Origin of the sequence: Bacillus sp. FSL K6-1012, assembly GCF_037964915.1 — a bacterium.
Lineage (GTDB): Bacteria > Bacillota > Bacilli > Bacillales > Bacillaceae > Bacillus > Bacillus halotolerans.
Map to the genome: position 1 here is coordinate 3,007,210 of NZ_CP150175.1, position 15,971 is coordinate 3,023,180.

Consider the following 15,971-nt stretch of genomic DNA (forward strand, 5'->3'; position numbering starts at 1 on the left):
TGTTTCCTTGCTTAGTCCATGTTTTTAATCAGTTCTTCTCCGAACTCTGAACATTTAACTTCAGTCGCGCCGTCCATTAATCTGGCAAAATCGTAAGTTACGACTTTGGAAGCGATTGTTTTTTCCATAGATTTAATGATTAAATCAGCCGCTTCATTCCATCCTAAATGCTCAAGCAGCAGCACACCTGAAAGAATAACTGAAGATGGGTTTACTTTATCAAGTCCGGCGTATTTAGGAGCCGTTCCGTGTGTCGCCTCGAAAATCGCATGTCCTGTTTCGTAGTTGATGTTCGCCCCAGGAGCAATACCGATTCCGCCTACTTGCGCCGCAAGAGCGTCAGAAATATAGTCTCCGTTAAGGTTCATTGTTGCAACAACATCAAATTCGCTTGGACGTGTCAGAATCTGCTGAAGGAAAATATCAGCAATGCTGTCTTTGATAATGATTTTGCCTGCTGCTTCTGCTTCGCTTTGCGCTTTATTAGCGGCGTCTTTTCCGTCTTTTTCAGCAATGCGGTCATATTCAGCCCATGTGAAGACTTTTTCGCCGTATTCTCTCTCTGCAAGCTCATAGCCCCAATTTTTGAAGGCGCCTTCCGTGAACTTCATGATGTTTCCTTTGTGTACAAGCGTTACAGACTTGCGGCCGTGCTCAATCGCATATTCAATTGCCGCTCTGACCAGACGGCTTGTTCCTTCTTCAGAAACAGGCTTAATGCCGATACCTGATGTTTCAGGGAAACGGATTTTGTTGACATTCAATTCATTTTGCAGGAAGCTGATAAGCTTTTGCACTTCTTCAGAGCCTTTTGCGTACTCGATGCCTGCGTAAATATCTTCTGTATTTTCACGGAAGATGACCATGTCAGTATCCTCAGGGCGTTTTACCGGTGACGGCACTCCAGTAAAATATCTTACCGGTCTCAAGCAAACGAATAGGTCAAGCTCTTGTCTGAGCGCTACGTTCAAAGAACGGATACCGCCGCCGACAGGTGTCGTTAACGGGCCTTTAATCGCGATGAAATATTCGCGGATGACATCTAATGTTTCAGCAGGAAGCCACTCACCTGTTTTATTATAAGCCTTTTCTCCGGCATAAACTTCTTTCCACGTAATTTTCTTTTCACCTTTATATGCTTTTTCTACTGCGGCTTCCAAAACTTTTGAAGCCGCATTCCAAATATCAGGACCGGTTCCGTCTCCTTCAATAAACGGGATAATCGGGTTGTTTGGTACGTTTAATACTCCGTTAGAGACTGTAATTTTTTCACCTTGTGCCACAATAAAAACCTCCCAGTATGTAATTCATATTTAGAAAACATTTTATTTTTCTTATATAGAAAACAAAATGATTTTTCTTAACATTCTAAAGTGTAAACCATCTTTGATGTTCTGAACAAGAGGCTAACTTCATTAACATAAGCCAGCCTCCCATGGTTCTTTAGGCTCTTTCTTCAATCGGAACAAAAGTTTGTTTGTCAGGGCCTGTGTAATCTGCACGCGGGCGGATCAGGCGGTTATTGTCATACTGCTCAAGGATATGAGCGAGCCAGCCGGACATTCTGCTCACAGCAAAAATCGGTGTGAACAGGTCATGGTCTATTCCGAGGCTGTGATAAACAGAAGCGGAATAGAAATCAACGTTAGGCGGAAGCTTTTTTTCTGATGTCACGATTTCTTCGATGCGAATCGACATGTCATACCATTTGCTTTCGCCGGTCAGGTTGGTCAGACGTTTGCTCATTTCTTTTAAATGTTTGGCGCGCGGATCGCCATGCTTATAAACGCGATGGCCGAATCCCATTATTTTTTCTTTCTTTTCCATCTTGGCGCGAACGAAAGGCTCGACATTCTCCACTTCGCCGATCTCTGTCAGCATTTTCATGACGCCTTCGTTTGCACCGCCGTGAAGCGGGCCCTTCAGTGCGCCGATTGCGGCAGTAATGCCTGAATAGATATCAGAAAGTGTTGCGACGCAGACCCTTGCTGTAAACGTTGACGCGTTCAGCTCATGGTCAGCATGTAAAATCAGCGCTTTGTTGAAAGCCTCAACCTCAATTGGCGAAGGCTCTTCACCGTTTAATGTGTAGAGAAAATTCTCGGCAATGCCGTAGTCTTCTCTTGGCTCAACGGGTTCAAGACCTTTGCGGATTCTGGAAAACGCTGCAACCAGACCAGGCACCTTTGCCTGAAGGCGGATCGCCTTTCTGTAGTTGGCTTCCGGGTTCATGGTATCAGCCTCGCTGTCAAGCAGGCCTAGTAAAGAAATCGCTGTCCGAAGAGCAGCCATGGGATGAACATTTTCGAGGGAATAAGATTTGAAGTGCTCAATAATTTCTTGCGGAACGGCAGCTTCTTTTGCTAACTGCTGTTTTAACTCATCAAGCTCTTTTTTGTTTGGCAGCCTTAAGTGCCAAAGCAAGTAAATGATTTCTTCAAAGCTCGCATTCTCTGTCAAATCATCGATATCATACCCCACATATGTAAGGGTATCATCAATAATCGAACTAACAGATGATGTTGTTGCTACAACCCCTTCAAGACCGCGTGTCGCTGTCATATATAACATCTCCTTTTCAATAAATTTCCCCTTTAAGAGTGTTGTAAAAACATGAGGCTAACTTAAAAAGCATGTTGTAAGTATTTCTCCCCCCAAAAGAAAATGCTTACATTTTACTGCCTGCTGGTGCTGAAACCCTTTGCTTATGAAAGAACATAACAAATTCTTATAAGCTTTTTTAAGTTTGTGCCTATTCCTATTATAAACAATAATCAGACATTTGTTAAATGTTTACCTATAATTTTTTTTTTCATTCTATGATTTTCCCGAAAAAACGCCTTTATTTGCGGTTTTTTGGCATTAAAAAAAAGCGGCAGCAAGCCGCTTTTTTCATGAAGTGAACAGTTTTACGAGCTGCATCGCAATATAAGCAATCCCCGCTCCGATCAGCGGACCCACTGCGACTCCGCCGAAAAGCGCGACAGCGAGAATGGTACCGATGACAAGAGCAGTGGTGATGTGAGGATCGTTTTCCAACAGGGTCAGGCCATTTTTGGCAATCAGCGCAACGGCAATTCCCGCCCCCAATGCAATCCATGCGTAAGAAGAACGCATTGCCTCACCAAGCTGTTTAAATCCAATCTCTCCTGTGGCGATTGGAACAAGAACAGCAATTGTGATGACGGTCACGCCCCAGTTGATGCCTTTTGACTGGATAGTCGGGAAAAATTTTTGGTCAAGTCCCACGATTTTAATGATCAAAAGGACGGATACAGCAAAAAGCAGCGATTGATTTTTTGCGATAAGTGCAATAGCCAAGAGTAATATTAAAAATAAATTCGCTTGTGTAAACACGCGTCATCCCTCCTTTAAGATGAATGTATTCATATACAGCCGTACCGTGAATAAACATAACAATAGGACATGCTGACGAGAGGAGGAGCGTTTTTGTGAATCAATCCTATATCACTATTTTTTTCCGAACACTCTTTGTCGTGTCGCTTACAGCCGGATCAGCAGCCGCTGTTTATTATTCGTTTCCGTTAACATATCCGTTCCTCATTGCCCTTATTCTTTCAACAGCGATTCACCCTGTTGTAGACTACTTGGACAAGGTGACCGGATTCCCGCGAACTTTAAATGTCATCGGCGTGCTTGCCTTTTTTCTGCTCGCGGCGTTCGGTGTGCTGACCATTGTGATAGCAGAAATCGTAACAGGGACTGCATATCTTGCAAAAACCCTTCCCCCGCATATCAGCACATTTATCTCTTATTGTGAAAAACTGTTTACCACTCATATCCAGCCGCTCTATCACGAACTGACCGTTTTATTTCATGAATTGGAGACCAACCAGCAGGCTTCCATCGTCACTCACATTCAGACACTTGGAGATTCCGCTGCCAAAAACGCAGGACTGCTGCTGTCTCACATTCTTGAAATGATCCCGAAGTTTTTCGCGCTGCTTCCGAATACCGCGGCTGTTTTGATATTTTCACTTCTTGCTACATTTTTCATGACAAAGGATTGGCACAAGCTGAAAGCGATGCTCGTTTCAGTGCTGCCGGATCGAATAACAGCAAACGGAAAGGCGATCAGCAGCGAGTTAAAAAAAGCAATGACCGGTTTCATTAAAGCGCAGGCTGTTCTTGTATTCCTTACGATGGTCATTGTATTCATCGGTCTTTCTCTCTTAAAGGTTGAGCATGCAGCAACGATTGCTTTTTTAATCGGGCTAGTCGACCTTCTCCCTTATTTAGGAGCAGGATCCGTCTTCGTGCCGTGGATTTTGTATTTATCGATTACAGGCCAGCTTCCTCAAGCAATTGGAATTGGTGTGCTGTACCTTGTCGTACTCGTTCAGCGGCAGCTGACAGAGCCGAAAATATTAAGTAAATCAATCGGAATCGATCCGCTGGCAACACTCATTGCCCTCTTTGCCGGCTTTAAATTGTTCGGCTTTTTAGGACTGATTGCCGGTCCTGCCGTTCTCGTCGTCATCCAGGCTTTTATTACAACAGGTGCCTTAAAGGAAATATGGTCCTACATCACTGTCCAGCAAAAATAAAACAGCAGCCCATAATGCAGGCTGCCGTTTTTATTTTATAATGATCCGCTTGTTCTTCGACATGCCTCTCAGCCATTTGAACAGGATCGGCTTACACCAGCTGCGGGTGAATGGGATAAGCAGGCATGCGCCGGCCAGATCTGATAAAAAGCCTGGAAGCATCAGCAAAAGGCCGCCAATAAAGATGCACAGGCCGTCAGCAATCGCTTCACCAGGCATCTTGCCGTATTGAAGGTCACGCTGAACCTTGAAGTAAACTTCAGTTCCTTGTTTTTTGGCAGCTGCTGCCCCAATGATTCCGGTCAGAATCATCAAAAGGACCGTCGGAAGAATGCCGATCAGCTTGCCCGAAAATAGAAATATGCCGATTTCAATTGCCGGAAACACAATAAAAAGCAAAAATAAAAACCTCATCTCCAGCCCCCCACATGTGTAAAACGCCTTCGTTCAAAAATAGTGACAAATAGAGAAAAGGAAGGGAATACGCTCCCTTCCCATTTTCAGATGTGATTAAAGTACACTTGCACGGCCTTGGTAGACTGCCCCTCTAGAAGCGTCAACCGTAATATCCTGGCCTTCTGTCAAAATGGATGTCGCATTTTCCAAACCAACAATAACCGGAATGCCGAGGCTTAATCCGACTACTGCAGCATGGCTTGTCAAGCCGCCCTCTTCTGTAATAAGAGCAGACGCTTTTTCAAGAGACGCGATCATGTCACGGTCAGTGCTAGTTGTAACCAAAACCGCGCCGTCAGTCATTTTTTGTTCGGCTTCTTTCGCGTTTTGCGCAATGACAACCGGACCGTAAGCTGATTTGCGGCCGATACCTTGGCCTTTAGCAATGATATTGCCGACAGTATGAACTTTCATCAAATTCGTTGTTCCTGACTCACCGACAGTACCTGCTGTAATGACGATCAGGTCACCATTTTTTACAATTCCGCTGTGTAATGATTTTTGCACAGCGTCTTCCAGCATCTCATCAGTTGAGCTTGCATTTTGACCGCTTTCTGCGAAAACGCCGGATACAAGAGCAAGTTTTCTGGAAACAGAATCATTTACAGTCACAGCGACAATCGGTGCCTGCGGGCGGTATTTTGCAATCATACGCGCTGTATGGCCGCTTTCAGTCGGCGTTACAATCGCAGTAGCATTCAAGTTAATGGCTGTATGTGCAACAGATTGGCCGATTGCATCAGTAATCGTCATGCCTACTTGGTCTCTGCGCTTTGAAAGAATCTCTTTGTAATTCAGCGCCTCTTCAGAACGGGATGCGATGTTGTGCATCGTTTGAACCGCTTCAACCGGGTAGTTTCCGGCAGCTGTTTCACCAGAAAGCATGATCGCATCTGTGCCGTCGAAAATTGCGTTTGCGACGTCACTCGCTTCCGCACGAGTCGGACGCGGGTTGCGCTGCATGCTGTCAAGCATTTGTGTCGCTGTAATAACCGGTTTGCCCAGTGCGTTGCATTTTTTAATCAGGTCTTTTTGCACGAGCGGCACTTCTTCAGCCGGGATTTCCACACCTAAGTCTCCGCGCGCAACCATTAAGCCGTCAGACACTTCGAGAATAGAATCAATGTTGTCTACGCCTTCTTGGTTTTCAATTTTAGGGATAATTTGAATATCCTGAGCATTATGCTCCTCAAGAAGTTCACGGATTTCAAGCACGTCAGTAGAACGGCGTACAAAAGACGCAGCGATGAAATCTACCCCTTGCTCAATACCGAAAACGATATCTCTCGCGTCTTTCTCAGTAATACCAGGAAGGTTGACGCTGACACCCGGCACGTTAACGCCTTTTTTGTTTTTCAGTGTTCCGTTGTTTAGTACTTTCGTTTTGATTTCGCGTTTAGCGGCATTCACTTCAAGGACTTCAAGACCGATAAGCCCGTCATCTAAAAGAATCGTTGAGCCTTTTTCAACGTCCTCTACTAAACCTTCATATGTTACTGAAATCTTATCAGTTGTTCCAACTACCTCGTCCATTGAAACGATAAGCTCTTTGCCTGTTTCAAGCTCAATAGCACCGTTTTCCATAGTATGTGTACGGATTTCAGGGCCTTTTGTATCAAGCAGGATTCCGACGTTTTTGCCGAGCTTTTTGCTCGCTTCGCGGATATTTTTAATACGTGCTCCGTGCTCCTCAAAATCTCCGTGAGAAAAATTTAAACGAGCCACATTCATTCCTGACTCCATTAATTTCGTAAGCATTTCAATACTTTCACTTGCCGGACCGATGGTACAAACAATTTTTGTTTTTCTCAATTCGTTCACTTCCTTCTGAAATCTTCAGCCTTCTGCTGCATTCTTAAATAGACAGTTCTTTTGAAAGCTGATACATGTTTTGCTCAACTGTGTGTTTTTGATCCAGTATTTCTATAATATCATGGTCTACAAGCTTATTGTTTTGTATACCTACACAGCGTCCGCCTTTTCCTTCAAGCAGCAGTTCAACCGCATACGCGCCAAGTCGGCTTGCCAGAACACGGTCAGCAGCACTTGGGGAACCGCCGCGCTGGATATGGCCTAATACAGATACCCTAGTTTCAAGATTTGTTTCTTCTTCAATGCGTTTCCCGAATTCAACACCGCTGCCTACTCCTTCGGCAACGATAATAATACTGTGTTTCTTCCCGCGCTCATGACCGCGTTTTAGCCGGGCAATGATTTCGTGCATGTCGTAATCAGCCTCAGGGATCAAGATTGATTCCGCACCGCCTGCAAGTCCGGCCCATAATGCAATATCGCCGGCGTGGCGGCCCATCACTTCGATTACATATGTACGTTCATGAGAAGTCGCTGTATCACGAATCTTATCAATTGCGTCAATTACTGTATTTAAAGCTGTGTCGAAACCGATTGTAAAATCAGTACCCGGAATGTCATTATCAATTGTACCCGGTACACCTACACATGGAAACCCGTGCTCCGTTAATTTCTTCGCACCCATGTATGAGCCGTCTCCGCCGATAACGACAAGCCCTTCGATACCCAGCTTTTTCAAGTTTTCGATCCCTTTTTCACGGCCTTCAACCGTTTTGAATTCAGGACATCTTGCTGTATAAAGCTTTGTTCCTCCGCGATGAATAATATCACCTACAGAACCGAGCTCTAGCTTTTCAATCTTTCCGCTGATCAATCCTGAGTATCCGTTATAAATGCCGTAAACTTCAACGTCATGATAAATCGCTTTTCTGACAACTGCGCGAACTGCTGCATTCATTCCCGGGGAATCCCCGCCGCTCGTCAATACCCCTATACGTTTCATTCTCCATTCACCTCAGCAAACATATATGATTAAAACATAACATGATCATTGCCCTAAAAACAATGAAAAGGGATCTCCATCCTCCCTATGAAACCTTACCTATTATACAATTAAATAAATTGTTTTTAAATAAAATTTAAGGAATGTCACAAAAAATAAACGTGAGCCAAAGGCTTCACGTTTATTTAGTTTACCCCGATATATTGATCTTCAATCGATACTTTCCCAATTGCTTTGTATTTTTCATAGCGCTGCTGAATTAATTCTTCTTCATTCAGCTTCAGCAAAGTCTTTAACGATTGTTTAAGGGTTTCATCCATGTAGCTTGCCTGCAGCTTAATATCGTGGTGCGCTCCGCCTTTTACTTCTTTTATCATATGATCTATAATACCTAATTCTTTTAAGTCAGGCGCAGTGATTTTCATTGTTTCCGCCGCTTTTTTGGCAAGACTGGAGTCCTTCCATAAGAGTGCCGCAGCACCTTCCGGAGAAATAACAGAATAAGTAGAGTTTTCCAGCATATGCAAGTGGTTGCCCACACCTAAACCTAGAGCTCCGCCGCTTCCGCCTTCGCCGATGACGATACAAACAACAGGCACTCTAAGGCCGGCCATTTCAAACAGGTTTTTGGCGATTGCTTCGCTTTGTCCTCTTTCTTCAGCTGCTCGTCCAGGGTATGCCCCCTTCGTGTCAATAAAACAGATAATCGGTCTGTTAAATTTATCAGCCTGTTTCATCAGACGAAGCGCTTTACGATAGCCCTCAGGATGAGGCATTCCAAAGTTGCGGACCAGGTTTTCCTTCGTGTCTTTTCCGCGCTGATGTCCGATAACTGTCACAGGCAGGCCGTGGAACTTGGCAATACCGCCGACAATGGCTTCATCGTCTCCGTACGCTCTGTCTCCGTGACATTCAAAAAAGTCTGTAAACAGGTAATGAATATAATCAAGTGTTGTCGGACGGTCCGGCAGACGTGCGATTTGAACACGGTCCCAAGGCTTCAGATTTTTATAAATATCATCCTGAAGCTTAGCTAGACGGTCTTCAAGCCGTTCGATTTCTGCACTCAGATCCATTTCCGAATCCTGGGTGAATTTTTTCAATTCGGCGATTTTGGTTTGCAGTTCAATCACCGGTTTTTCAAATTCTAATCTTGCAGCCACTCAATGTCACCTCCTGTTTGATGCATATCCAGCAGATTCTCTAACGTTTTTTTCATGTCGTCGCGGTGAATAACCGCATCAAGCTGTCCATGTTTTAATAAGAATTCCGCCGTTTGGAAATCCTCCGGCAGTTTTTCGCCTATTGTCTGTTCGATAATCCTTCTTCCGGCAAAACCGATCAGCGCGCCAGGCTCCGCAAAATTATAATCGCCAAGAGAAGCAAAGCTTGCCGATACCCCGCCGGTAGTCGGATGCGTCATGACTGAGATAATGAGACCCTGTTCCTCACTGAATAATTTTAAGGCAGAGCTTGTCTTTGCCATTTGCATAAGGCTTAATATGCCTTCCTGCATCCTTGCACCGCCGGAAGCAGTAAAAATAATAAACGGAACTTTATCCGCTTTTGCTTTTTCAATCGCAAGCGTGATTTTCTCGCCGACGACAGAGCCCATGCTGCCCATACGGAATGAAGAATCCATTACCGCGACAACAGCAGGAAATCCCCCGATGGTGCCCTTGCCTGTGACAACAGCCTCGTTTAAGGATGTTTTCTCGCGATCTTTTTCAAGCTTTTCCAGATATCCCGGGAAACCGAGCGGGTTTTCCGATAACATCCCCTGATTGAATTCCTCAAAGGACTGTTCATCCATCAAGCTTTCGATACGCTGTTTTGCATTCATTGGGAAATGATAATCGCAGTTCATGCATACCCGCATATTTTTATCCAACTCTTTAGTGAGCATGATTTTTTTACACTTAGGACATTTTGTCATAATGCCTTCCGGAACATCGTGCTTCGCTTGATCTGACGGTACGGAAGCATACTTTTTCTTTTTAGTGAATATATCCTTTAACAAATGATTACCTCCCTTTTGTGAAGGGTTCTCTTCACCGCATGCCATCCAGACAGATAGACTTGCTAATAACTTTACCGAAACTATTGTACTTTTTTTGTCAAACGCTGTCATCCTCAATTCGACAACTTTTTATCCGCAGACGCGTGCGGACAGACTCATGATAAACCTAATAAATCGTTGAACCAGCAAGGTTGGTAACGTATTCAAAACTCATGTTAAACTCGGCTGAAATTTTTTTAAGTCCTGACCCCAAAAAAATTTCAGCCGCAAGTTTAACTTGAGAACAGCGCGCCGGTCTCCGCCAACGCGCTGCCATTTTTGGAATGAATTAAAATTATTCGCCAATAATCGTAAGTTTTCTGGTTTTTTCTGCAACTTCTTCAGGATCTACAGTAATTCTTGCCACACCTGTTTCCATCGCCGCTTTCGCCACAGCCTTAGCCACAGCAGGCGCAACACGTTTATCAAACGGTGCAGGGATGACGTACTCTGGGCTAAGCTCATCGTCTGATACTAGTGAAGCAATGGCTTCAACCGCTGCAATCTTCATTTCTTCGTTAATGTGAGTAGCGCGCACGTCAAGCGCTCCACGGAAAATTCCCGGGAAGGCAAGCACATTGTTTACTTGGTTCGGGAAATCTGAACGGCCTGTTCCGATAACGCTTGCTCCAGCTTCACGCGCATCTTCCGGCATAATTTCCGGATTCGGGTTTGCCATTGCGAAAATGATCGGATCTTTCGCCATGCTTTGTACCATTTCTTTTGTTAGCGCACCTTCGACAGACACACCGATAAATACGTCAGCACCAGCGATCACATCCTCCAAAGAGCCGTCTTTACGGTCTTGGTTTGTGAATTTCGCCACTTCGTTTTTAACATCGTTCATACCGTTCGGACGCCCTTCATAAATGGCTCCTTTTGAATCGCACATCACGATGTCGCGCACGCCGAAATGGTAAAGAAGCTTAATGATCGCAATACCTGCAGCACCGGCGCCGTTAGCCACAACTTTAATGGAAGACATGGATTTTCCAGACAATTTCAGCGCGTTTACAAGACCAGCTACTGTGACAATCGCTGTGCCGTGCTGATCGTCATGGAAAACCGGGATGTTCGTTTCTTTTTTCAGACGCTCTTCAATGATGAAGCAGTTTGGCGCCGCGATATCTTCAAGGTTGACACCGCCAAATGTCGGTTCAAGCAATTTAACGGTTTCAATGATTTTATCAACATCATTTGTGCCCAAAGCAATCGGGAACGCGTCTACGCCGGCAAAGCTTTTGAAAAGAACGGCTTTACCTTCCATAACAGGAAGTGCGGCTTCAGGGCCGATATTTCCAAGGCCGAGCACAGCTGTACCGTCTGTCACAACTGCTACCATGTTCCCCTTCATTGTATAATCATATACTTTATTAATGTCTTCATGAATATCCTTACATGGTTCTGCTACACCCGGGGAATAAGCAAGGCTTAAATCTTTCGCATTTTTAACCTCTACTTTAGATTTGGATTCGAGCTTCCCCTGGTTCACTTTATGCAGATGTAATGCTTCTTCTCTTAATGACATTCTCCTAAACACTCCTTAATGGAATTTTTTGATTCGTATGCTGCTGCATTGATTGCTGCATTCTGCGGAGTTGATCTATCAGAATATTTAAACAGAGTAACATAATTGCTCCAATTGTATAACAAAAAGCGAATGGTTACCACTGTTTTAAAACGACGTTTTTTTGACCTAACAGCTCTTTTAAGCGGTATAACACCTGGTGATCCGCATCGATATGGAACGCCTCAGGAAGCTTTATCGTCTGTTTTTGCCTTTCATAATAGAGATAAACGCCGGTTTCCCCCTTATGCTCCAGCAAAATGCGCTTGATCTTTGTCAGGATCTCCTGACTGTGCTGACTGCTTTCTATCTTCATATAAACCGATGGCGCTTTTTCAGCATTCATATTTTCCAGCAATTCCGCTCTGGACATAATAAACTGGACTTTTTCCTGCCTGATTTCACATTTCCCTGCTGTAAACAATAGAGCGCCCTCTCTTAAAACCGGAGAAAGCTGTCTGAATTGTTCAGGGAACACAACGGCTTCCATTTCGCCGGTCTCATCACTTAACGTTAAAAACGCCATGTTTTGACCTGTTTTTGTCCGAATCGTTTTGATTTTCGACAGCAGGACACCGAGTGAAACCTGCTTTTTAACAGCCTGCTGAGCTTGCTGAATGGGTACCGCTCCTCGCGCTGTCAGCTGGTTTCGAAAGGCAGAGAGCGGATGATTTGAAAAATAAATACCGAGCGTTTCTTTTTCAAATGCAAGAATATCCACAAGCGGAAGCTCCTCGGTTTCCACGTACTTCGGTTTAATGGAAAACGATTCTTCTAAAAACAATCCCATTTGGTCATCGTCCGCGGCGAATAGCTCGGCATGCTCTAACGCAACGTCAATCGATGCGAGCAGCGTAGCCCGGTTTTGATCGAATTCGTCCATTGCACCAGAAAATATGAGTGCTTCAAGCGTTTTGCGATTTACGCTTTTTGACGGCACGCGAAAGCAGAAATCGAAAAGATCTTCAAATGGTTTCTCTTTTCTTGCTTTATATATATCTTTGACTGCTGAGACGCCTACACTTTTTATCGCACGGAGGCTGTACCTGACAGCTCCGTCTTCAACTGTAAACGGATAGCTGCTTTTGTTCACTGACGGAGGAAGGATACGAATCCCGCTCCCCTTCGCTTCGTAAAGATATTGAGCTATTTTATCCTCATTGCCAATGACGCTTGTAAGCAATCCGCACATAAAATATAAAGGATAATGAGCCTTCAAATACGCAAGCTGGCAGCCGATCATGCTGTATGCCACCGCATGGCTTCTGTTGAAGCCATAGTTTGCGAATTTGACGATTAAATCGTAGACTTCATTTGCAGTGTCTACAGAATACTCCTTTTTTAAGCACCCTTCAACAAAATGGCTTCGCTCTCGGTCAAGAATGTCTTTCTTTTTTTTGCTGACTGCACGTCTGAGCAGGTCCGCCTCGCCTAAAGAAAATCCTGCCATACGCGAAGCAATCACCATAATTTGCTCCTGATAAACGATGACGCCATACGTGTCTTCCAATATCCCTCTTAAATCTTCATGGGGATAATGAACCGGCACGCGCCCGTGTTTACGGTCGATAAATAACGGAATATTTTCCATCGGGCCGGGCCGGTACAGTGCGTTTACCGCGACAATATCTTCTAATCCTGAAGGCTTAAGCCTTTTCAAAACGCTTCTCATTCCTGAGGATTCAAGCTGAAAAATCCCTGTCGTATCCCCTTTTGACAGCAGGGAGAATGTTTTTTCGTCTTGATAAGAAATACTCGAAAGATCTATTTTAATATTTTTTTCTTTTTCAATCATTGAAGTGATGGACTCGATGAGTGTCAGGTTGCGCAAGCCCAAGAAATCCATTTTCAAAAGGCCCAGATCTTCGAGGTGATCCATCGCGTATTGCGTTAAATAGATCCCTTCATGTCCTTCCTGAAGCGGGACAACATCAGTTAACGGTTCCTCACTTAAGACAACGCCGGCCGCGTGGGTTGACGTATGTCTCGGAAGACCTTCTATTTTTCTGGCAATCGTAAACACTTGCTGAAGCAGACTTGACTCACTGAGTCGCTTATTCAGCTCCGGCGATTGCTTTCTCGCATCATCCAAGGTCATGCCCGGCCTTGAAGGAATGAGCTTCGCAAGCTGATCCGCTTCCTTCGGGCTTACACCGAATACCCTTCCGACGTCCCGAAGCGCCGCTTTTGCCGCCAGCGTCCCGAAGGTAATAATCTGGGCGACGTGCATTGCGCCGTATTTCTGCTGAACGTATTGAATGACCTCGTCCCTTCTCGTATCCGGAAAGTCGATATCAATATCCGGCATACTGATTCGTTCAGGGTTTAAAAACCTTTCAAACAGCAGGTGATGCTTGATCGGATCAACGTCCGTGATATAGAGGACATAAGCCACGAGCGATCCCGCCGCAGAACCCCTTCCCGGTCCTGTCACAATCCCTTTTTCATGGGCGTGCTTCATAAAATCCCATACGATCAGAAAATAATCGCTGAACTTCATCCGCTTGATGACATCAAGTTCATATTGAAGACGTCGAATATACTGTTCATCTGGTGTATCGAAGCGGCTGCGAAGCCCTGTCATACAAACATCCGTCAAATAATCATCCGCGGATGTACCGTCTGGAGTCGGAAATGATGGCAGGCGGGTCTGTCCCAGACTGACGTCAACCCGGCATTGTTCTGCAATCTCAACAGATGCTTGCAATGCCTCAGGATACTCTTGGTATATAACACGCATTTCATCAATGGATTTCAAGTCGAGATCCGGCATCTCTTCGTTTGATGCCTCAGTGAGTTTTTCACCTGACTTTATCGCTTTCAAACAGCGATAGGCAGCCTGATCTTCTTTCCTTACATAATGAACATCGCCTGTCGCCGTGACCGGAATTCCCGTTTCTTCAGACAGCCGGAGGATTTGCTCAGATAAGAATTTATTTTCTTTAAACAGCTGAAAGGATAAATAAAAAGCGCCTTTTCCGAATATAGACTGAAAATGAAGTGCGGCTTGAGCGGCCTGGTCAAACAGCCCTCCTTCAAGCAGCATTTCAATATAGCCCTTCTCGCCGGGGGTGATCGCAATAATGCCTTCGCGATAGCTGTTAAGCCATTTTGGCTTCAGGCCGTTTTTTGATTTCGATTGCAGGACGCTGCTGATTTTCAGCAGGTTTTGATAGCCTGTATTTGATTTTGCCAGCAGGACGAGAGGGTAGGCTTCGAGCTCGTCATCATCTGTGAAAACAGAAGCCGTCAAGCCGATAATCGGGTTGATCCCCCTCGCCTTGCATGCTTTATAAAATTGTATAGCTCCGTACATGACATGATCATCTGTCAGCGCCAAAGACGCATATCCGAGCCTGTCAGCTTCACTGACGAGCTCTTCCACAGCCGCGGCGCTGTTTAGCAGGCTGTACCCGCTATGCACTTGCAGGTGAACAAAAGACATGCTATCACCTCTTTCTCCATTACGATCCATTTCTTTCTTCATTATAAGTCGGGTTTTCAAAAGAAACAAACGTTCTTTTTCGAGTCGTCATCATACTTGTCCCGAATGCTCAATATGATATAAAAGGTGAGGTGATCAAGATGGATCAGGAAGCTGGTTTTATGGTAAATTTTATCAACAGTTATTTTATAGCATTAGGGGTGCTGATCGGAGGCGCACTCATCGGAGGCCTTGGAGCATATTTGGCAGGCGAAGCCCCGCTTACGGTTATTACAAAGCTTGCGAACAGATTAAAAATATGGGCGCTGGTCGCCGCTATCGGCGGTACATTCGATGCGGTATACAGCTTTGAACGGGGTATTCTTGAAGGCAATACGAGAGATTTATTCAAGCAGATTCTTCTCATTATCTCGGCCATGGGCGGGGCGCAAAGCGGCTGGCTTATTATTTCATGGCTGACGCAGGAGCATATTTCTTCATGAGAGTGCCGCAGCATTACAAGAAACCGGGATGGCAGCGTTTTTTTGCAGGTATGATGTGCGGAGCCGTGATCAGCTGGTTTTTTTTCCTGTTTACATACGGAACATTCCAGGAGGAGCAGGTTTCCCTCATCGAAAAACAAAAAGAGCACGTCAAAGACTTGAACGACCAAATTTCCATCTATCAGGAAGACCTCCACAAACTAAATGAAGACAATAAAAGAAAACTGCTTATTCAAAGCGTCGATGTCAAATTGCTGAATGGAGAAAAATATAAAATCTCGCAGCCTGATAAAACAAAATTCGAGGAGCATGTAAAGGATGATATTTCAGAGGTCATTACAAAGGATATAGAAAGCGTCTATAAAACGAAGGAGCTTTTAAAACGGACAATTGAAAATAAAGTCTATACGATCAATGAAAAAAAATATGAGGCAGCCGTCAAGGAATTAATTATTTACACAAGGCTTTCGGTAGAAATCGAAATATCATTCGCGACGTAAATATGGAATTTTTTTAAATTTTTCAAACTCCTGTCGCTTTTTCCCATTCTTTTTTATAAACTATAAATGAGGCTTAATA

13 protein-coding genes are annotated in these 15,971 nt (G+C 44.5%); 3 read left to right on the plus strand and 10 right to left on the minus strand.

Translation table 11 applies throughout. The features are described 5' to 3' along the window. Positions 1-11: 11 nt before the first annotated feature. The 3 genes from icd to NSS75_RS15685 form a co-directional block, all read right to left on the minus strand. Positions 12-1,283 (minus strand): NADP-dependent isocitrate dehydrogenase, encoded by a 1,272-nt coding sequence (gene icd / locus NSS75_RS15675; RefSeq protein WP_024122455.1) that lies wholly within the window; start codon positions 1,281-1,283, stop codon positions 12-14. Between the two features lie 160 nt (positions 1,284-1,443). Next, entirely contained in the window at positions 1,444-2,562 is a 1,119-nt protein-coding gene (gene citZ, locus NSS75_RS15680) for a citrate synthase (protein WP_010335272.1), read from the minus strand. 330 nt (positions 2,563-2,892) lie between these two features. After that, the gene (locus tag NSS75_RS15685; protein WP_010335274.1) at positions 2,893-3,357 is read right to left on the minus strand and encodes a DUF441 domain-containing protein; all 465 of its coding nucleotides are present in this window, start codon (positions 3,355-3,357) and stop codon (positions 2,893-2,895) included. Positions 3,358-3,452: 95 nt separating this feature from the next. On the opposite strand from NSS75_RS15685, the gene ytvI reads away from it, so the two are divergent. Beyond that, positions 3,453-4,568: a sporulation integral membrane protein YtvI gene (gene ytvI / locus NSS75_RS15690; protein WP_024122456.1), complete on the plus strand. Its 1,116-nt coding sequence runs from the start codon at positions 3,453-3,455 to the stop codon at positions 4,566-4,568. A 30-nt stretch (positions 4,569-4,598) separates the two neighbouring features. On the opposite strand, the gene NSS75_RS15695 is transcribed toward ytvI, so the two are convergent. From NSS75_RS15695 to dnaE, 7 genes are all read right to left on the minus strand, one after another. Next, positions 4,599-4,982 (minus strand): FxsA family protein, encoded by a 384-nt coding sequence (locus tag NSS75_RS15695; RefSeq protein ID WP_024122457.1) that lies wholly within the window; start codon positions 4,980-4,982, stop codon positions 4,599-4,601. A gap of 96 nt (positions 4,983-5,078) precedes the next feature. Next, positions 5,079-6,836, minus strand: a complete 1,758-nt coding sequence (gene pyk, locus NSS75_RS15700; RefSeq protein WP_024122458.1) for a pyruvate kinase — start codon at positions 6,834-6,836, stop codon at positions 5,079-5,081. A 43-nt stretch (positions 6,837-6,879) separates the two neighbouring features. Next, a complete protein-coding gene (gene pfkA, locus NSS75_RS15705) occupies positions 6,880-7,839 on the minus strand; it encodes a 6-phosphofructokinase (RefSeq protein WP_024122459.1) in 960 nt (319 codons plus the stop codon). 185 nt (positions 7,840-8,024) lie between these two features. Continuing rightward, a complete protein-coding gene (accA, locus tag NSS75_RS15710; RefSeq protein ID WP_024122460.1) occupies positions 8,025-9,002 on the minus strand; it encodes an acetyl-CoA carboxylase carboxyl transferase subunit alpha in 978 nt (325 codons plus the stop codon). Beyond that, a complete protein-coding gene (gene accD / locus NSS75_RS15715; protein WP_044153863.1) occupies positions 8,987-9,859 on the minus strand; it encodes an acetyl-CoA carboxylase, carboxyltransferase subunit beta in 873 nt (290 codons plus the stop codon). Before accD ends, accA begins: the two co-directional genes overlap by 16 nt. A 334-nt stretch (positions 9,860-10,193) precedes the next feature. Continuing rightward, entirely contained in the window at positions 10,194-11,426 is a 1,233-nt protein-coding gene (gene maeB / locus NSS75_RS15720; RefSeq protein ID WP_095714225.1) for an NADP-dependent malic enzyme, read from the minus strand. A gap of 136 nt (positions 11,427-11,562) precedes the next feature. Continuing rightward, positions 11,563-14,910, minus strand: a complete 3,348-nt coding sequence (gene dnaE / locus NSS75_RS15725) for a DNA polymerase III subunit alpha (protein WP_339233776.1) — start codon at positions 14,908-14,910, stop codon at positions 11,563-11,565. A 140-nt stretch (positions 14,911-15,050) separates the two neighbouring features. Here dnaE and ytrH point away from each other — a divergent pair, with 140 nt between their 5' ends. Continuing rightward, positions 15,051-15,392, plus strand: a complete 342-nt coding sequence (gene ytrH, locus NSS75_RS15730; protein WP_024122464.1) for a sporulation membrane protein YtrH — start codon at positions 15,051-15,053, stop codon at positions 15,390-15,392. Next, on the plus strand, positions 15,389-15,892 hold the full coding sequence (gene ytrI / locus NSS75_RS15735) for a sporulation membrane protein YtrI (protein ID WP_024122465.1): 504 nt from the start codon (positions 15,389-15,391) through the stop codon (positions 15,890-15,892). The genes ytrH and ytrI overlap by 4 nt, the downstream gene beginning before the upstream one ends. The last annotated feature ends 79 nt before the right edge of the window (positions 15,893-15,971 follow it).